Genomic DNA, 18053 nt, shown 5'->3' with positions numbered 1-18053 from the left:
CCCGGGCCCGGAATCCCTTGGACAGGCCACGGGGGACCCACGGATAGTGCCCCCATGACTTCTCTCGTGCGCCACCTCACCTTCGACTGCCACGACGCCTACCGCCAGGGCGCCTTCTGGGCCGAGGTCCTCGGCGGAAAGCTCGCCGACGACGACGTTCCCGGTGACCCCGAGGCCCTGGTGGAGTCGGCGGGGCTCACGCTGCTCTTCGTGACCGTGCCGGACACCAAGGCCCTCAAGAACCGGCTGCACGTCGACCTCCAGCCGCAGGACCGCACCCGCGACGAGGAGGTCGAGCGGCTCCTCGCACTGGGTGCGCGGGTGTACGAGGATCACCGCAGGCCGAACGGCCGGGGCTGGGTGACCCTGACCGACCCGGAGGGCAACGAGTTCTGCGTGGAGCTGGGCGAGGACGAGCGGGCCGCGCTCATCGCCGCGGGAGCGTAGCCGACCCCCGCAGCTCTCCCTTGACCACCTTGCCGCTGGCGTTCCTCGGCAGCTCCGGCACGAACGCGACGCTCCTGGGCACCTTGTAGTTGGCCATCTCCCGGCGCGCCCAGGCGATCAGGTCGTCCGCCGTCGCCACGGCCCCCGGCCGTCGCACCACGTACGCCCTGCCGACCTCGCCGAGCCGCGGGTCCGGCACTCCGATCACCGCGATGTCGGCCACGTCCGGGTGCAGGCCGAGGAGTTGCTCTATCTCGGCGGGATACGCGTTGAAGCCGCCGACGATGAACATGTCCTTGATCCGGTCCGTGATGCGGAGGTTGCCCTCCTTGTCCAGGACGCCGACGTCACCGGTGCGCAGCCAGCCGTCGGGCGTCATGCACTGTTCCGTGCCTGCCGGATCCTCGTAGTAGCCCTGCATGACGTGGTGGCCCCGGACGAGGACCTCACCGGGGTGGCCGGGCGCGAGCGGCTCGCCCGAGGGGGTCACCACGCGCACCTCCGTGTCGGGGATGGCCCGGCCCGACGTCTCTGCGACGACCTCGACGGGGTCGCCGCGCCGGCACATCGTGACGATGCCGCTCGCCTCCGAGAGCCCGTACGCGGTCAGGACGGTGGCGATGCGCAGCTCGGCCCGCAGCCGCTCCACCAGTTGCAGCGGCACCACGGCGGCGCCGGTCACCACGAGCCGCAGCGCGGACAGGTCGTGCTGGTCGCGGGAGGGGTGGTCGAGGATCGACTGGTGCAGGGTGGGCGGGCCCGGCAGGACGGAGATGCGTTCGGCGGCGACGTTCGCGAGGACGGTGTCCACGTTGAAGACCGGCTGCGGCACCATCGTCGCGCCCCGCATCAGGCACGCGATGATCCCGGCCTTGTAGCCGAAGGTGTGGAAGAACGGGTTCACGATCAGATAGCGGTCGCCCTCGCGCAGCCCGGCCAGCTCGCTCCACACGTCGTAGCAGCGCAGGGTCTGCGCGTGGGTGATGACGGCGCCCTTGGGGCGGCCCGTCGTGCCCGAGGTGTAGATGATGTCCGAGGGCGCGCCGCCGTCGATGGACGCCGCCCGGGTGCGGACCGCGGCCGCGTCCACCGCGTCGCCGCCCGCCAGGAAGTCCTTCCACGTACGGAAGGACCGCGGGGCGTCGTCGGAGAGCACGACGACCTGCTCCAGGTGCGGCAGGCCGGGCAGCGGCCCCTCCCCGGGGCCCTCGGCCGCCGCGCGCCGCAGCGAGGCGACGTAGGACGTGCCGAGGAACGTGCCGGTGATGAAGAGGATCTTGGCGCGGCTGCGCTCCAGGACGTACGCCGCCTCGGCGCCCTTGAAGCGGGTGTTGAGGGGGACGAGGACCGCGCCGGCCGTGACGGCGCCGAGCGCGGAGACGATCCAGTCGAGGGTGTTGGGTGCCCAGACGGCGACGCGGTCGCCGGGCTCCACGCCACCCGCCATGCAGGCGGCCGCGGCCTGCTCCACGCGCTCGCCCAGTTCCCGGTACGTCAGGCGGGTGCGGCCCTCGACGACCGCCTCGCGCGTGCCGTACCGCTCGACGGCCGCCCGGACAAGTCCCGGGATGCTGCCCCACTCCAGGTCGCCGCGCATCACAAGTCCCTCCCACGCTTCCCGCGCTCTCAACTGTGTTCGAGCAGGGGATACACCGTTGCTGACTAACCGTCAGATTAGCTGTAGCCTGACGCGCTGTCAGCAGTCGGGACACTCCCGCGACATGGCGCAGGGCCGTGACAGGGCCCGATCTCCGGAGGTGCCGTTGCCCATGGCTTCACTCAAGGACGCTACTGCGATAGTCGGGATCGGCCAGACCCCGTTTGCCAAACAACTTCCGCAGAGCGAGAAGGAGTTGGCGTGCCGGGCGATCGTCGCCGCGCTCGACGACGCCGGTATCGCCCCGTCCGAGGTCGACGCGTTCGCCTCGTACACGATGGAGGAGACCGACGAGGTCGAGGTCGCCAAGGCCGTCGGGGCGGGCGACGTGACCTTCTTCAGCAAGGTCGGTTACGGCGGCGGCGGTTCCTGCGCGACCGTCGCGCACCTCGCGGCCGCCATCGCGACCGGCCAGGCGAGCGTCGGCATCGCCTGGCGCTCCCGCAAGCGCGGCAGCGGCCCGCGCCCCTGGAAGAACACCGCCGTCCAGCTCCCCACCCCCGCCCAGTGGACGCGCCCCTTCGGCCTGCTGCGCCCCGCCGACGAGATCGGCATGCTGGCCCGCCGCTACATGCACGAGTACGGCGCGACCCGCGACCACCTCTTCAACGTCGCCCTCGCCTGCCGCAACCGCGCCAACCAGAACCCGGCCGCGATGATGTACGAACGCCCCCTGACCCGCGACATGTATATGACCTCGCGCTGGATCAGCGAGCCGCTCTGCCTCTTCGACAACTGCCTGGAGACCGACGGCGCTCTCGCCTGCGTGATCGTCTCCGCCGAGCGGGCCCGCGACTGCCGGCAGCGGCCCGTGTACGTCCACTCCACCGCGCAGGGCCTGCCCGCCCAGCACCACGGCATGGTCAACTACTGGAACGACGACCCGCTGACCGGACCGGCCTGGACGGCGGCCCGTCACCTGTGGAAGCAGGCCGACTTCGGGCCCCAGGACGTCGACGTGGCCCAGATCTACGACGCGTTCACCCCGCTCATCCCGCTGTCCCTGGAGGGCTACGGCTTCTGCGGCCGGGGCGAGGGCGGCGCGTTCACGGAGGGCGGCGCGCTGGAGAGCGGCGGCAGGCTCCCGCTCAACACGGGCGGCGGCGGCCTCAGCGAGGCCTACGTCCACGGCTTCAACCTCATCAACGAGGGCGTCAAGCAGTTGCGGGGCACGAGCACGGCCCAGGTCCCGAACGCCTCGACGTGCCTGGTGACGGCCGGCGAGGGCGTCCCGACCTCAGCCTTGCTGCTGCGCGCCCCTTGAGGAGCGCGGGGACCCGCGCGAAAAGCCACGACGAACCCGCGGACGGACTAGGACGGAACATGGCAGACGCGACACCCGAACTCCTGACCCCGACCCCTGACGACGACGGCGCCCCCTTCTGGGAGTACGCCGCCCAAGGGGAACTCCGCATACAGGCGTGCGCGGAAGCGACGTGCGGCGAACTGCGCTTCCCGCCGAGGCCCTGCTGCCCCCACTGCCAGTCCTTCGACAGCGAGTGGCGCAGGATGAGCGGCCGCGGCCGCATCTGGTCCTACGTCTTCCCCCACCCGCCCCTGCTGCCCGCCTACGCCGAGCAGGCCCCGTACAACGCGATCGTCGTCGAGCTCGCCGACGCGCCCCGCATCCGGCTCGTCGGCAACCTCGTCGCGGCCCCCGACGCCGCCCTGAACTCCGTGGCGCCCGAACGGCTGCGCATCGGCGCGAAGGTGCAGGTCGTCTTCGCGGACGTCGGCGGGGCCGTCGTGCCGCGCTGGGTCCTGGAGCGCCCGTGACGCCGCAGGGGGCCGCGCTGCGCACGGCCGTCGACGCGGACACCGGCGTGGCGGTGCTCACCCTGGACCGGCCCGGGCGGCACAACGCGATCGACGTGGCGACGGCCGCCGAACTCGCCGCGGCCTGGCGGCGGTTCCGCTTCGACGACACCGTGCGGGCGGTGGTGGTGACGGGTGCGGGCGAGAAGGCGTTCTGCACGGGCATCGACCGCGACGCGGACGTCCCGCAGCCCCCCTCCCCCTACACGATCGACGATCCGCTCGTCGCGATCGGCCCGAAGGCGAACGACCTGTGGAAACCGGTGATCGCCGCGGTCAACGGCATGGCGTGCGGCGGAGCCTTCTACCTGCTGGGCGAGGCCGAGTTCGTGGTGGCCGACGAGCACGCCACGTTCTTCGACCCGCACACCACGTACGGCATGGTCAGCGCGTACGAGGCGATCCACATGGCGCAGCGCATGCCGTTCGGCGAGGTCGCGAGGATGGCGCTGATGGGCACGGCGGAACGGCTCTCCGCGCGCCGCGCCCACGAGACGGGACTGGTCTCCGAACTGACGCCCACCGGTGGGGCGTTGGCGGCGGCCGTGCGCGCCGCCGAGACCATCGCCGGATATCCCACGGAGGCGGTGCAGGGCACGGTGCGGGCCCTCTGGTCGGCGAAGGAGGCGGCCCGCACGCAGGCCCTCGCGCACGCGCCCCACCTGATCGCGCTCGGGAACCTGCCGCCGGACCGGCAGGCGAAGCTCTTCACGGAGCGCAGGAGCGGCGACTTCCGGACGAGGTAAGGGCTGAGGGAAGGGGTGGGACCCCGGCCGGGCCGGTCATCCCCGCAGCTCGGCGACGCGGGGCGCGCGGCTCTTGGGCGAGTCGAGGCTGAAGGGGCGGGCGTCGCCGAGTTCGTCGCGGACGGCCTCGCACTGGGCGTCCAGTTCCCCGGCGGTGACGCCCAGGTGCGTGGCGGCCTGCCGGGCCTCGGCCCGCGGGGCGTGCGCGCCGACGGTGAGGCCGAGCGCGTAGGCGGCGGGCAGGACGTACGCGCAGCCGCGGGCGGAGGGCAGCTCGTGGATGTCGAGCCGGGCGACGGCGTCGTCGACCTCCGTCCGCAGGGCGCCGCAGCGGGCGCGCAGGCCCAGGTAGGGGCCCGAGCCGCCGACCGATCTGGCCCAGCCGGTACGGGTGAGGACGTCGGCGCAGGAGGCGCCGGTCAGGGACCCGTCGAGCCCTTGGCGAGGGGACCACCAGGCCCGCAGATGTGCGCGGTGTCGCTCTTCCTCGGTCACGGGGGCCAGTGTGACCGCGTGGCGGGCGTCACGCACCCGGCGTAGCGTCGATCTTGAGAGACGCGTACGGAATGCGCACTGCGAGTCGCACGCACACGAGGAGGCCCGTCATGGTCCGCAACGTCCTCGGGTCGGTCCTCGCTCTCGCCGGAGCGACGGCCGCCGTATGGAGCCCCTTCCAAGCCTGGTACGACGGCCGTCACGGGCGTGACTACCGCCTTGACCAGCTGTTCTCCGGTACGGGGATCACCCGGGCGGGCTCGGAACTCTTCGGCTCCCTCTTCCTTCCCTTCGTCTTCGCGGCGCTGGTGACCGTGATCGGCCTGGTGCTGCGGTCCCGGCTGCTCGTGGCGCTCGCGGGCGTGATCGTGCTCGGCTTCACGGTGCTGTGGATGGTCCGCCAGGGGCAGGCGGAGGGCAGCCTGTCCGTGTCCGGGGACGGGTCGGGGCTCGGGCAGGGCGTGCTGAGCGCCTTCGGCGGTGGGGTGGTGCTGCTGCTGGGCGCGGCGCTCATGTCGGGCCGCGCGGGTCGCCGCCCGGCGGACCGGGAGGCACGGGAGGCACCCCGTTCCACGGTCCCCACACTCGACGACCCGTCCTGGTCCCCGGCCCACCGGGCCGACGCGACCGCACCGCACGCCGCCCCGTACGACGGCTCTTCGCCGGCCGCCCAGGACGACACCCCTGTGCCCCGCGACAACGACGCGGACGCCCCGTCGGGCGCGACCTGGCGGCGTCCTCGGAACTGAGCGACGGGAGCCCTGTCCGGTCCTAGCCCCGCGCATCGGGGCGGGGCAGGCCGGAGACGGCCCGCACCTGAAGACGGAGAACGCAGCCCACGGAGAACGCAGCCCGCAGGGGCCAGGGCCCGACAGGGACGGCCCCCGAGCCACCCGAGCCACGCCCCCGTCCAAGGCCTACGGCCTGCTCGCCGTTCCCGTACCCCGCTCCGCGTCCAGCGCGTACACGCACCGGTCCTTGCTGCACGCGTACACCACCCCGTCCCGCACCACGGGTGCCCCCGTGATCTCGCCGCCGGTGGCGAGTTTCCAGCGGAGGCGGCCGTCGTCCGCCTTCAGGGTGTAGAGGAGGTGGTCCGTGGAGCCGAAGTGGATGCGGCGGTCGGCGACGACGGGCGCGCCGACGACCTCGCCGCCCGCCTGGAAGCGCCACTTCGGCGTGCCCGTGACCGCGTCGAGGGTGTAGAGGCCCTTGCCGCTGCCCACGTGGACGTGGCCGTCGGCGACGAGGACCGGTTCGGTCGAGGAGCGGGACTCCGTGGCGATGCGCCAGCGGTCGCGGCCGTCCGTCGCGTCGAGGGCGTACACCGTGCCGAGGTAGTCGGCGAGGTACACGCCGCCGCCGGTGACGGCGGGTCCCGGCGCGAAGGCGGGCGGGCAGAGGAAGGCCGCGGGCGCCTCGAAGTGCCAGCGGACGTGTCCGCCCGCGACGTCGATCGCGAGGACGCGGCTGCCCGCGGCCACGTACACGTACCCGTCCTGCGCCTGGCTGAGCCGCACCGGCACGCCCCCGCAGGAGGCCGCGTCGCCGACGGGGTAGGACCAGCGTTCCTCGCCGGTGCGCGCCTCCAGGGCCCGGAGCCGCGCGTCCTTCCAGACGTACACCGTGCCGTCCTGGACGATCGGTCCGGCTTCCGGCGTCTCGAAGTCGGTCTGCGCCCCGGTGATCTCCCAGAGCTTCTCGCCGTTGGCCGCCTCCCACGCCTGGACGCCGCCGCCGCGCGTGCCGGTGACGACGGTGCCCCGGTCGGCCTGGAGGGAGTACACCCAGGCGTCGGTCGGCAGCCGCCACAGGTCGGAGCCGTCGGAGCCGTCGAGGGCGTAGAGCGTGGGGCCGTCGGACGCGTGGATACGGCCGTCGGCCACCGACATGGACCAGGCGACGTCGCGGGTCTTGAAGCTGCGGCGGCCGGTGCCGACGTCCAGCGCGTGGACTTCGAAGGAGGTGACGTAGACGAGGTTGCCCGCGACGGCGGGGGTGCCCCAGACGTCGTTGGACATCCGGAAGCGCCAGGGCCGCCAGGTGGTGCCCGCGTCGGGCGCGGGGGCGGGGGCGGGTACGGCCGCGGCGGCCGGGTCGACGCCGTTGTTGCCGGGACGGTGGGCGGAGGAGCGCGACCAGGAGGCGGCGAGCCCGCCGTCGCCGGGCACGGCGGCCGTGCCTCGGACGTCGGCCAGCCGGGGCCCGGGTCCGATGGACACCTTCGCCCCGGCGAGCCGTACGGGCCCGGCGTCGGGGGTGGCCGCGAAGGGCGGCCGGGAGGGTGCGGGCGGCGGCTGCTGCGGGGGCGGCGGCGCGGTGACGGGCGCGGCGGACACGGCGGGGGCGGCGCCCCGGCCCCCGCTGCGGCCGGCGGTGGCGGGCACGCGGGCGGGCGGGCGACCGCCGCGGCGGGCCTCGATGAGCGCGACGGCCCGCTCGGGCAGCCAGGCGGACGCCGTGCCGCTGTCGTCGTTGTCGGCGCTCTCGGAGGCGAAGAGGTGGGGGGCGAGCTGCGCCTGGAGGTCGGCGGGCGAGGGCCGCAGCGCGGCCTCCATCTTCATGCAGGACTCGATGAGGGGCCGCAGCTCGTCGGGCAGCCCCGCGAGGTCGGGACCCTCCCTGAGCAGCATGAAGACGGTCTCGACGGGGTTGGCGCCGTGGAACGGCGCGTGCCCGGTCGCGGCGAAGACGAGGGTCGAGCCGAGGGAGAAGACGTCGCTGGCGCCGGTCACGCTGCGCGAGTCCTTCGCCTGTTCGGGCGACATGTACGCGGGCGTGCCGACGGCGACGTTCGTCATGGTCAGCCGCGTGTTGGAGACGCCGGACGCGATGCCGAAGTCGATGACGCGCGGTCCGTCCTCGACGACGAGGACGTTGGACGGCTTGAGGTCACGGTGGACCAGGCCCGCGCCGTGGATGGACTCCAGGGCCTCGGCCACGCCCGCCGCCAGCCAGCGCACCGCCTGGGTGGGCAGCGGCCCGTGTTCATTCACTATTTCTTCGAGGGAGGGCGCGGGGACGTAGGCGGTGGCGAGCCAGGGCACGGCGGCCCGGGGGTCGGCGTCCACCACGGCCGCCGTGTAGAACCCGGACACGGCACGGGCGGCCTCCACCTCGCGCGTGAAGCGGACGCGGAACAGCTGGTCCTCGGCGAGCTCGGTCCGCACCGTCTTGATCGCCACGCGCCTGCCCGACGCGGAGCGCGCGAGATAGACCAGACCCATGCCACCGGCACCGAGTCGGCCGAGCACCTCGAACGGGCCGATCCGCCTCGGATCGTGCTGCGTCAGCTGATCCACCACTTGCCCTGCCACCTCCCCGTACGCGGCCGCCGAAGAAGACAGCCCCGTGCAGCGTCTCACCACCGAGCCGCTACGGCGGCACGCACCCTGATTCTTCCTGTCCGAGGCGGTCGTGGCGAACCCGGGGCGGGATCGGGGTGTCTGGGGACAAATCCCACGCGGGAAAGCCTCCGCGCCGGTCACCCTCGGCCCGCTACGGTCCGCTTCGACCCGCTTCCGGCCCCGCCGGGCCCCGCCCGGACCGGTCGGAGAACTGCCACAGGCGCCGGGTCAGCCCTGGAGTACGGCGAACTCCGCCCCCTGATCGTCGGTGAACACCGCCATGCGCCCGTACGGAATGTCGAAGGGCGGTGTCCGCACCCGCCCGCCGAGCCGGGTCACGGCGGCGGCCGTGGCGTCGGCGTCGACGACCTGGAAGTAGACGAGGAAGTACGGGGGCAGCTCGGCGGGCGCGCTCCCGGCCAGCAGGGCGCGTCCGCCGACCGCCGTGCCGGGGCCGGGCGGGGTGCCTTCGGGCGACCAGGTGCGGAAGTCCTCGCCGTCCAGGTCGAGGTCAAAGCCGCCGTATCGGAAGACGTCCTCGTAGAAGGGGTCGACCACGTTCTTGTCCCGCGCGTACACCTCGGTCCAGCAGAAGGACCCGGGCTGCCGCCGCTTGCCGAAGCCCGGGTGCGTGCCGCCCTGCCAGAGCCCGAGGACGGCGCCCTCGGGGTCGGCGACGAGGGCCGTCGTCCCCAGCGAGCCGTCAGGGCCGACGGGCATCGCCTCCCTGATCACGGAGCCGCCCGCCTCCTTGACGCGGGCGGTGAGCGCCGCCGCGTCCGGGGTGGCCAGGTACACCGTCCACACGGTCGGCATGCGGCCGTCCGCCTTGGGCGCGAGCGCGGCGACGGGCTGTCCGTCGCCGTACGCCAGGGCGGCGTTCCCGTAGGCGCCGCTCGTGCCGAAGGTCCACCCGAAGAGCTCACCGTAGAACCGCTTGCCCGCCTCGACGTCGGGGAGCATCGCGTCGGCCCAGCAGGGCACGCCCTCTGCGTAGTCCATGCCAGTCAAGCTAGCCGCCCTCCCCGGGACCCGCAGCACATGAATTCGAACATGTGGCCAATTTCCGTGGGGTGCCTCCTCCGCCGCACTCATGCGCTCCAACCCCATTTGCACTCGGCCGAATCGCGCTCCGATCACCCCTCGGTAAGCTGACGGCATGACAGGACAGGTACGTACCGTCGACGGCCGCGTGGCAGGGCGGCGTGGTCAGGCGACGCGTCAGAAGCTGCTCGACTGCCTCAGCGAGATGCTCAGCTCCTCGCCCTACCGGGACGTCAAAGTCATCGACGTCGCACGGAAGGCGGGGACTTCACCCGCGACCTTCTACCAGTACTTCCCGGACGTGGAAGGCGCCGTTCTCGAGATCGCGGAGCATATGGCCGCCGAGGGCGCCGAGTTGACCCAGTTGCTCGACGGGCGCTCCTGGGTCGGCAAGGCCGGCTGGCAGACCTCCCAGGATCTCGTCGAGGGCTTCCTCGACTTCTGGCGCAAGAACGACGCGATCCTCCGGGTCGTCGATCTGGGCGCCGCCGAGGGTGACAAGCGCTTCTACAAGATCCGGATGAAGATTCTCAATTCGGTCAACAACTCCCTTACGGAAAGCGTCAAGGAGCTGCAGGCCAAGGGCAAGGTCGACAAGGACGTCAGCCCCGCGGCGATGGCGGGCTCCCTCGTCGCGATGCTCGCGGCGGTCGCCTCGCACCAGCGTGGCTTCCAGTCGTGGGGCGTCAAGCAGGCCGAACTGAAGCCGAATCTGGCACTGTTGGTGCATTTGGGCGTAACCGGCAAGAAGCCGACGAAGTAGCCCGAGCGCGTCCTGTCAGCTGGCGGCGGATCACCGAGGGGTGATCCGCCGTCGCGCACTCAGCGCCGTTCCACCCGGAACAGCCGTATCTCCCGCTCCACACGTGCTTGATACGTGGCGTACGGGGGCCAGAACTTCAGCGCCGCCTCCCAGGCCCGCGCCCTCTCCTCCCCCACGAGCAGCCGCGCCCGCACCGGGATGTCGGCGCCCTGCCAGTTGACGTCGGCGTCGGGGCTGGCGAGCAGATTGGCGGTCCACGCGGGGTGGCCCGGGCGCCCGAAGTTGGACCCGACGAGAAGCCAGCTGTCCGTGCGCGACCCTCCCGCGGCCTTGCCGCCGCCACCCCCGCCCCTGTCGCCCGCACCGTTCTCCGGCATGCAGGCCAAGGGCGTACGTCTGGGCAGTCCGCTCTTCGCGCCGCGCACGGTCAGGATGACGCCGGGCAGCATCTGCGCGCTCAGCAGCACCTTGCCGCGGGTCAGGCGGTGCACCGTGCGGTCCATCGCGGGGATGAAGTGCGGTGCGATCTTCGCGAAGGCGCGGGTGGACGACATCTTCTGCACCAGGCGCCGTCCGGGCGGCATCAGGCGGCCCCGCCGACATCGGCGGCCCTGAGGGGCCCGGTGGCGGCGGGTGCCTCACGGGACTCGGGGCCCGCCGGATCCGTGGGACCCGTGTCGGCGCCCCCACCCCCCTCCGCCGGCTCCGGCTCGGCGACGGGCCCCTCGAAGAGCCGGGCCCGTTCCGCCGCCCGTGCCCGCAACCGGTGCACGGGCCCGAAGAGCAACTCGTCGCTGGACGCCCGCTTGAAGTACAGGTGCGCCTCGTGCTCCCAGGTGAACCCGATGCCGCCGTGCAGCTGCACCGCCTCGGACGCTGCGGTCCGCAGCGCGTCGAGGCCCTGCGCGAGCGCGAGCCCGCCGGCCCGTTCGGCGCCCTGCCCGCCGAACCCGGCGGCCTCCGCGCCCGCGGCCCACGCCGCGTAGTAGGCGGCCGACCGCGCCGCCTGGACCTGCACGTACACGTCCGCGAGGCGGTGCTTGACCGCCTGGAAGGAGCCGATCGCGCGGCCGAACTGCTCGCGCTGCTGCACGTACTCGACCGTCCGCTCCAGGGCCCGGTCCGCGGCGCCGACGGCCTCGGCGGCGACGACGGTGGCCGCGACGTCCCCGACGGCGCCGAGCACGCCCGGCACGTCGGCCTCGTCGACACCGAGCAACTCGGCCTCCACGTCCCGCAGTTCCACCCGCGCCTGGGTCCGGGTCTCGTCCATGGAGGTCTGCCGCGTCCGCGCCATGCCGGATGCCCCCGCGCGCACGAGGAAGAGGAGCGTGCGGGACCGCGCGAAGCCTCCCGCGTGCGCGGCGACCACGAGCAGCCCCGCGCTGTGCCCGTCGACGACCTGCTCGGCCTGCCCGTACAGCCGCCACACCCCGTCACGGAGCCGCGCCTGCACGCCGCCCGCGCGACCGCCGCCCGCCCAGTCGCCGCTGTTGTCGCCGACGAGGCCGAGCGCCGTGGCGAGCCCGGTGCCGGGGACGGCGAGCGCCGCAGTCAGCTCACCCCCGGCGATACGGGGAAGGACGTCGGCGCGCTGCTCGTCGGTGCCGAGCGCGAGGATCAGCGGGGCGGCGAGGACGGCGGTGGCGAAGAGCGGGGTGGGCGCGAGGGCGCGCCCCAATTCCTCACTTCCCAGGGCGAGTTCCGCTGTCGTGCAGCCCACTCCCCCGTACGCGTCGGGGAGTGCGAGGCCGGGCAGTCCCAGCTGCTCGGCGAGGGCGGTCCACAGGGCGGCGTCATGGCCGGCCGGGGTGCGCACCGCCGCCTTGACCTCGTCGGGTCCGCACCGCTTGCTGATCACTTCGCGAAGGGTGCGGCGGATCTCGCCCTGTTCCGCGCTGAAGGCGGCGTCCATCGGCAGGCTCCTCCCCCGGGCACGGTGGCCCGGACCCAGATCTGACGGGCCGTCATGCTAGGACGGCGGCGCCGATATGCACAGACCGGCGACGTCACACGACGCGAACCGGCCCTCTCTCCCGACCCCCGTATCTGATGTACCGTCAGATTCATGTCTGCTGCTGCCACCCGCACCACGCCCCGCAAGGTCGCCGTCGTCGGTGTCGCCCTCTCGGACTGCGGCCGGGTCGACGAGGCCACGCCCTACGCCCTGCACGCCCAGGCGGCCCGCCGCGCCCTCACCGACTCCGGACTCGGCCGTGACGTCATCGACGGCATCGCGTCGGCGGGCCTCGGCACGCTGGCGCCCGTCGAGGTCGCCGAGTATCTGGGCCTCAAGCCCCGCTGGGTGGACTCCACTTCGGTCGGCGGCGCCACCTGGGAGGTCATGGCCGCCCACGCCGCGGAGGCCATCGCGGCGGGCCGCGCGAACGCCGTGCTCCTCGTCTACGGCTCGACGGCCCGCGCCGACATCAAGGCCCGACGCCGCACCTCGAACCTCTCCTTCGGCGCCCGGGGCCCTCTGCAGTTCGAGGTCCCCTACGGGCACTCCCTGATCGCCAAGTACGCGATGGCCGCGCGCCGCCACATGCACGAGTACGGCACGACCCTGGAACAGCTCGCCTCCGTGGCCGTACAGGCCCGCGCCAACGCGGCGACCAACCCGGACGCGATGTTCCGCGACCCGATCACGGTCGACGAGGTGCTCGACGGCCCCATGATCGCGGACCCGTTCACCAAACTGCACTGCTGCATACGCTCCGACGGCGGCTGCGCGGTGCTGCTCGCCGCCGAGGAGTACGTGCCGGACAGCGCGGCCGCTCCGGTGTGGGTGCTGGGTGCGGGCGAACACGTCTCGCACACCACGATGTCCGAGTGGGACGACTTCACGGTGTCCCCGGCGGCGGTGAGCGGACGGCTCGCCTTCCAACGGGCGGGGGTCACGCCGGACGACATCGACATCGCCGAGATCTACGACGCCTTCACGTACATGACGCTGGTGACGCTCGAAGATCTCGGGTTCTGCGCGAAGGGCGAGGGCGGCGCCTTCGTGGAGAAGGGGCGGCTGCTGCGGGACGGAGCGCTTCCCACGAACACGGACGGCGGCGGGCTCTCCGCCCAACACCCGGGCATGCGCGGCCTGTTCCTGCTGGTGGAAGCCGTACGCCAGCTCCGCGGCGAGGCGGGCGAGGGCCGGCAGGTGTTCCGGGCCGACGGCAGCGTGCCCGAGCTGGCGGTGGCGTCAGGGACGGGCGGCTGGTTCTGCTCGTCCGGGACGGTGGTCCTGGGCCGGTAGACGCCCAGGGGCTGTCGGTCCGCCGGGAGCCTGGTCCGCTTGCTTGGAGTGCACTCCAAGGCCATAGCGTTGCGACAGCTGAAGCGAACACCCCACGCGTCGACGCGTCATCCCGCACCACCAACCGAAAAGACGGCAAGTGGCAGACAACCAGTTCACGACGCATGCAGAACTCTTCGACCTGCGCGGGAAGCGCGCGCTCGTCACCGGTGGCACCCGGGGCATCGGGTTGATGATCGCGCGCGGCCTTCTCCAGGCGGGCGCCGACGTGGTCATCAGCTCACGCAGCACAGAAGCATGCGCTCAGGCGCAGCAACGACTGTCCGCCTTCGGTGAGGTGCTGGCCATCCCCGCCGACCTGTCCCGCCACGACGAGTGCCGGCGGCTGTCCGACCTCGTCACCGCCGGCTCGGAGCGCCTCGACATCCTCGTCAACAACGCGGGCGCCATGTGGGACGAGCCGCTGGAGACCTTCCCGGACGCGGCCTGGGACACGGTCGTCGACCTCAACCTGAAGTCGCCGTTCTGGCTGGTCCAGGCGCTGCTGCCGGCGCTCCGCAAGGCGGGCACGGCCGACGGTCCCGCGCGGATCATCAACATCGGCAGCATCGCCGCCATCCACATCCCCCAGCGGCCCAACTACTCGTACTCCAGCAGCAAGGCCGCCCTGCATCAGCTCACCCGGGTGCTCGCCAAGGAACTGGGACCGCAGCACGTCACCGTCAACGCCGTGGCGCCGGGACCGTTCCCGTCGGAGATGATGGCCGCGACCCTCGATGAGTTCGGCGAGGCGATCGCGGCGTCGGCCCCTCTGCGCCGGATCGGCCGCGACGACGACATGGCGGGTGTCGCCGTGTTCCTCGCCAGCCGGGCAGGCGCGTACCTGACGGGCGCCGTGATCCCCGTCGACGGCGGCATCGCCACCACCGCGTAGGTGCCGGAACGCTGCGGGACGGGGGAGCGCCTCTATGCCCTGTTCTCTTGCCCTGCGGCGGCCGCCGCCAGGAACGTGGTCCACGCGGTGGGCCCGACCGTGAAGGTGGGCCCGCCCTCGTGAGCGGTCTTGGAGTCACGGATGTGGACGGCGTGGGGGCAGGTGGCGACCTCGACGCAGGCGCCGCCCTCATTGTTGCTGTGGCTGGACTTGCGCCAGGTGTAGGCGATCTCTACGCAATCGCCGCCCTCGTTGCCGCTGTAGCTGGACTTGCGCCAGGTGTAAGCGATCTCTACGCAGTCGCCGCCCTCGTTGCCGCTGTAGCTGCTCTTGAACCACGCCAACTCGCTGTTCACAGCTTCCCCGCCATCCTCTCGATCAGTTCCGCGGAATTCCGGGGCGTGAGCGCCTGGGCCCGCCAGTTGTGGCACCCGCTCCTCGTACAGCGCGCGGATACAGTCCTCGGTCTGCAACATTCCCGGGAACAGCATGGGTTCGTACGCGCCAATGCTCGCCGCCGTCCTCTCCAGCCGCACCCACCCCACAAACGTGGGCGGATACTTCTCCTCCTCCATCAGCGGAATGCAGGGCTTCAGCGCACCCCGCGCATCCAGCGACGAACGAACTCACCCCTGAATGGGTGCCCCGCTCGGGCCTGCAACTCCGCCTCACCGGCGTGCACTTCGACGCCATCCGCGTCCGGGGTGTACGCGGCGAGGCCGTCCGGCACCATCTCGCCGCGCTCACGGAGGGCGACCCGGGGCCCGTCATCCGCGAGGTGTCCGGGGGCCGCTGGACGTACTTCCTGCTCGCGCCCGGAACAAGCGGGGACTTCGCCTGGCCGCCCGGGGCCACCTGCCTCGGACCGGCCGCGCGGGACCAGTACATCGGCGTTCCGGCGGCGCGGGGCAACACCTATCCGCTGAGCCGGCGGTGCGGGGCGCCGGAGGCGGGCGACTTCGTGGACGCGGAGCTGCTGCACGGCGTACTGATGGCGCAGCTCGTCGGGGAGGACGAATGACCGGGGCACGAAGCGCGAGAAAGGTGGGAGGCGCGCGTCGCGCGCGAAGCGGGAGGGCGGCAAGGCGGGAAGGCGGCCGGAAAGCAGTCGCGGGGCAGAATCGACGCATGACCGCACCTGTTCCCCCGCCCGTCTCCCATGACGACTTCCACGCCCTGCTCCGGTCCCGGAAGGTCTGGGACATCGAGCTGCCCGCCTTCGACCCCGCGCGGGCCCCGGCCGATCCGCTGCCGCTCTTCCACACGTGGTTCGCTCAGGCGGTGGCCGCCGGGCAGGCCGAGCCCCACACCATGGGGCTGGCGACGGTGGCCGAGGACGGCGGCCCCGACGTGCGGACCGTGATGCTGCACGACGCGGACGGCCACGGCTGGCACTTCGCCTCGCACGCGAGCAGCACGAAGGGACGTCAGCTCGCGGCCAGGCCCGAGGCCGCCCTGCACTTCTACTGGGCGTCGCAGGGCCGGCAGATCCGGATCAAGGGCCGGGTCACCACGGCACCGCACGCCGAGGGCCTCGCCGACCTGCACGCCCGGTCGACCGGCGCGCTGGCGGCGGCGCTGGTGGGACGACAGAGCGAAGTCCTCGATACGTACGAGGAGTTGGACCGTTCGTCCACGGCCGCCTGGGAGCGGGCGCGGGCGGAGCCGGACGCGGATGCCCCGACGTGGACGCTGTACGTCCTGGACCCGCTGGAGGTGGAGTTCTTCCAGGGCGACGCGAGGCGCCGCCATGTACGCCTGCGGTACCGGAAGGCTCAGCCGGGAACAGGGGCCGAGCGGCGCGAGGGGAGCGCCTGGGTCAGGGAGCTGCTGTGGCCGTGATCCGGCGCGCCCGGTACGCCCCGCACGCCCCGCACACCCACCGCGCCCGTCGCCCCCCTCGCCTCACCCTCTGAAGTCGTACTGCGCGAAGTCCCGGACCGGACGGTAGCCGAGGCGCTGGTAGAGGCTGTTGCTGGTCGGGTTGGCCAGGTCGGTGAAGAGCAGTACCTCGGCCGCGCCCGCTTCGAGGGCGGCGCGGGTGACGGCGGCGGTGACGGCGCCGCCGTAGCCGCGCCCACGGCGGGACTCTGGGGTGTAGACGGGGGCGACGCGGATCTGGCCCGCGATGAGCCGGGTGGCGCCGGCCAGGGCGACGGGGGTGCCGTCGGGGGTCTCCCAGAGGGTGGCGCCGCCATAGGCGATGCGGGCGTCCGCCCAGTCGCGGGGGTCCATCGCGGGACGCTCGCCCACGGCCTCACCGAACTCCTCGACCCAGCGCCCCAGCAGCTCCCGGTCCTCCTCGGCGGCGACCCGGGCGCGGCCGGCCGGTGCGGGATCGGGCGGGGTGAGGGTGCCGAGGCGGTACAGGCGCTGGCTGACGTCGAGCTCGGTGGCCGCCCCGGTGTGCTTCTCCCAGGCGGCGGCGAAGGACTCGGCGGTGTCGCGGTCGGCGGCGACACCGGGCAGGCCCGGACCGGCCGCGGCGAGCCGTGGGGCGAGGGCGTCGGCGGCCTCGGGAGTGAGGGGGCTGAGGGCCACGCGGTGCGGAGGGGTCCGTACGAAGGCACCGCGGACGGCGCCGCCGGCATCGGAGTACGTTCCGAAGAGGGGCGCCCCTCCCCCGTACGCCCGCAGCCCCCGTCGGCGCAGGGTCTCGGAGACGCTGAGCAGCACGGTGTGCAGCGCGGGCTCGGACGCCAGGAACGCGGCGCCCCGCGCGAGGAAGACCTCAAGGTCCTCGGTCAACTGCCAGCCGCGCCCTGCGCCTTCAGTCCCCGAAGGACCTGACGGCAGCGACGAGGTCACTGGCACCGAAGAGCCCGGGGACGCCGACGGGTTAGCCGACGGAGACGCATGACCTGAACGGTCAGAAGGGTGACGAGTCATGAACCATGGTCCACCGGAGCCCCCGGAACGCGCCTCCTTTTTAGCGCGCCCCTTCAGCACGCCCCTTCAGCGCGCCACCTTGGTGCTCGCGTATAGCGGCGACCGGGCGTCCCGGCCCCGCTCACCGCCCGACCCCGCTCACCGCCCGGCCCCCCGCCCGAACACCACCTCGTCACCCTTCCCCCACCGGCGCGAACACCGCGACCGCCACCCCCTCCGCCGCCTTCTCCGTCGCCTCCCGGAACGTCACCCGCACCGGCATCCCGATGCGCAGCGCGCCTTCGTGGCAGTCGACGATCTCCGTCATCATGCGCGGGCCCTCGGCGAGGTCGACGACGGCGGCCGTGTAGGGGACACGGCCGCCGAAGGGCGGCAGGTCGTTGCGGTGCACGACGGACCACGTGTAGAGCGTGGCGCGGCCGCTCGCGGTCTCCCAGGCGACGTCCTCGCTCCAGCAGCGCGGGCAGAACTCGCGCGGATAATGGTGGGCCTCGCCGCACGCCCCGCAACGGCGGATCAGCAGCCGGCCCTCGGCCGCGGCGTCCCAGTAGGGGCGGGTGAAGGCGTCGATCTCGGGAAGGTCGAAGCGCGGCTCGGCGCGCTGCTCCGTGCTCATCAGAAGAGTCCGATCGCGTTGTCGGGATACCAGGCCGCCGGGGTATG

18 protein-coding genes and 2 pseudogenes are annotated in these 18053 nt (G+C 73.0%); 10 read left to right on the top strand and 10 right to left on the bottom strand.

Annotation, left to right across the window (positions count from 1 at the left end; translation table 11 throughout):
- Positions 1-54: 54 nt before the first annotated feature.
- Positions 55-429 (top strand): annotated as a pseudogene (locus ACZ592_RS19180) (VOC family protein); the annotation flags it as partial.
- Here the strand turns inward: ACZ592_RS19180 and ACZ592_RS19175 are convergent.
- Positions 428-2044 carry a FadD3 family acyl-CoA ligase gene (locus ACZ592_RS19175; RefSeq protein WP_471582745.1) on the bottom strand — a complete coding sequence of 539 codons (1617 nt, stop codon included), beginning with the start codon at positions 2042-2044 and terminating at the stop codon, positions 428-430. The pseudogene ACZ592_RS19180 and the gene ACZ592_RS19175 overlap by 2 nt on opposite strands.
- 172 nt (positions 2045-2216) lie before the next feature.
- Between ACZ592_RS19175 and ACZ592_RS19170 the strand changes: the two genes are divergently transcribed.
- From ACZ592_RS19170 to ACZ592_RS19160, 3 genes are read left to right on the top strand one after another with little or no spacing between them, the layout of a single operon-like run.
- The gene (locus ACZ592_RS19170) at positions 2217-3368 is read left to right on the top strand and encodes a lipid-transfer protein (protein ID WP_471582744.1); all 1152 of its coding nucleotides are present in this window, start codon (positions 2217-2219) and stop codon (positions 3366-3368) included.
- A 59-nt stretch (positions 3369-3427) separates the two neighbouring features.
- A complete protein-coding gene (locus tag ACZ592_RS19165) occupies positions 3428-3880 on the top strand; it encodes a Zn-ribbon domain-containing OB-fold protein (protein WP_471582743.1) in 453 nt (150 codons plus the stop codon).
- Complete coding sequence (locus tag ACZ592_RS19160) at positions 3877-4665, top strand: enoyl-CoA hydratase/isomerase family protein (RefSeq protein ID WP_471582742.1); 789 nt, start codon at positions 3877-3879, stop codon at positions 4663-4665. Before ACZ592_RS19165 ends, ACZ592_RS19160 begins: the two co-directional genes overlap by 4 nt.
- A gap of 36 nt (positions 4666-4701) precedes the next feature.
- On the opposite strand, the gene ACZ592_RS19155 is transcribed toward ACZ592_RS19160, so the two are convergent.
- Positions 4702-5160, bottom strand: coding sequence for a hypothetical protein (locus ACZ592_RS19155; RefSeq protein WP_471582741.1), 459 nt, complete (start codon positions 5158-5160; stop codon positions 4702-4704).
- A 110-nt stretch (positions 5161-5270) separates the two neighbouring features.
- Here ACZ592_RS19155 and ACZ592_RS19150 point away from each other — a divergent pair, with 110 nt between their 5' ends.
- Positions 5271-5909, top strand: a complete 639-nt coding sequence (locus tag ACZ592_RS19150; protein WP_471582740.1) for a hypothetical protein — start codon at positions 5271-5273, stop codon at positions 5907-5909.
- Between the two features lie 168 nt (positions 5910-6077).
- Here ACZ592_RS19150 and afsK read toward each other — a convergent pair whose 3' ends face one another.
- The gene (gene afsK, locus ACZ592_RS19145) at positions 6078-8465 is read right to left on the bottom strand and encodes a protein serine/threonine kinase AfsK (RefSeq protein ID WP_471582739.1); all 2388 of its coding nucleotides are present in this window, start codon (positions 8463-8465) and stop codon (positions 6078-6080) included.
- Between the two features lie 270 nt (positions 8466-8735).
- Positions 8736-9509 (bottom strand): AfsK-binding protein KbpA, encoded by a 774-nt coding sequence (kbpA, locus tag ACZ592_RS19140; protein WP_471582738.1) that lies wholly within the window; start codon positions 9507-9509, stop codon positions 8736-8738.
- Positions 9510-9666: 157 nt separating this feature from the next.
- Between kbpA and ACZ592_RS19135 the strand changes: the two genes are divergently transcribed.
- Positions 9667-10314: a TetR family transcriptional regulator gene (locus tag ACZ592_RS19135; protein WP_471582737.1), complete on the top strand. Its 648-nt coding sequence runs from the start codon at positions 9667-9669 to the stop codon at positions 10312-10314.
- A 59-nt stretch (positions 10315-10373) separates the two neighbouring features.
- Here the strand turns inward: ACZ592_RS19135 and ACZ592_RS19130 are convergent, their stop codons facing one another.
- Positions 10374-10898: a nitroreductase/quinone reductase family protein gene (locus ACZ592_RS19130; protein ID WP_471582736.1), complete on the bottom strand. Its 525-nt coding sequence runs from the start codon at positions 10896-10898 to the stop codon at positions 10374-10376.
- A complete protein-coding gene (locus ACZ592_RS19125; RefSeq protein ID WP_471582735.1) occupies positions 10898-12229 on the bottom strand; it encodes an acyl-CoA dehydrogenase family protein in 1332 nt (443 codons plus the stop codon). Before ACZ592_RS19125 ends, ACZ592_RS19130 begins: the two co-directional genes overlap by 1 nt.
- A gap of 153 nt (positions 12230-12382) precedes the next feature.
- Here ACZ592_RS19125 and ACZ592_RS19120 point away from each other — a divergent pair, with 153 nt between their 5' ends.
- Entirely contained in the window at positions 12383-13567 is a 1185-nt protein-coding gene (locus ACZ592_RS19120; RefSeq protein ID WP_471582734.1) for a thiolase C-terminal domain-containing protein, read from the top strand.
- Between the two features lie 139 nt (positions 13568-13706).
- Positions 13707-14501 (top strand): SDR family oxidoreductase, encoded by a 795-nt coding sequence (locus ACZ592_RS19115; protein ID WP_471582733.1) that lies wholly within the window; start codon positions 13707-13709, stop codon positions 14499-14501.
- Between the two features lie 32 nt (positions 14502-14533).
- Here the strand turns inward: ACZ592_RS19115 and ACZ592_RS19110 are convergent, their stop codons facing one another.
- Both ACZ592_RS19110 and ACZ592_RS19105 read right to left on the bottom strand, forming a co-directional pair.
- Complete coding sequence (locus tag ACZ592_RS19110; RefSeq protein WP_471583008.1) at positions 14534-14857, bottom strand: DUF397 domain-containing protein; 324 nt, start codon at positions 14855-14857, stop codon at positions 14534-14536.
- A 78-nt stretch (positions 14858-14935) separates the two neighbouring features.
- A pseudogene (locus ACZ592_RS19105) lies at positions 14936-15076 on the bottom strand (Scr1 family TA system antitoxin-like transcriptional regulator); the annotation flags it as partial.
- A 65-nt stretch (positions 15077-15141) separates the two neighbouring features.
- On the opposite strand from ACZ592_RS19105, the gene ACZ592_RS19100 reads away from it, so the two are divergent.
- Together ACZ592_RS19100 and ACZ592_RS19095 are read left to right on the top strand one after the other, a co-directional pair.
- Positions 15142-15522 (top strand): hypothetical protein, encoded by a 381-nt coding sequence (locus ACZ592_RS19100; protein WP_471582732.1) that lies wholly within the window; start codon positions 15142-15144, stop codon positions 15520-15522.
- A gap of 107 nt (positions 15523-15629) precedes the next feature.
- On the top strand, positions 15630-16343 hold the full coding sequence (locus ACZ592_RS19095; RefSeq protein ID WP_471582731.1) for a pyridoxine/pyridoxamine 5'-phosphate oxidase: 714 nt from the start codon (positions 15630-15632) through the stop codon (positions 16341-16343).
- Positions 16344-16406: 63 nt separating this feature from the next.
- Here ACZ592_RS19095 and ACZ592_RS19090 read toward each other — a convergent pair whose 3' ends face one another.
- On the bottom strand, positions 16407-17249 hold the full coding sequence (locus ACZ592_RS19090) for a GNAT family N-acetyltransferase (RefSeq protein WP_471582730.1): 843 nt from the start codon (positions 17247-17249) through the stop codon (positions 16407-16409).
- 313 nt (positions 17250-17562) lie between these two features.
- The gene (locus tag ACZ592_RS19085) at positions 17563-18006 is read right to left on the bottom strand and encodes a Zn-ribbon domain-containing OB-fold protein (protein ID WP_471582729.1); all 444 of its coding nucleotides are present in this window, start codon (positions 18004-18006) and stop codon (positions 17563-17565) included.
- Between the last annotated feature and the right edge of the window lie 47 nt (positions 18007-18053).

The organism is Streptomyces sp. NPDC040622 (assembly GCF_055593965.1).
Note: the sequence above shows the minus strand (reverse complement) of the source record. Positions and strands in the feature narration are given on the sequence as shown.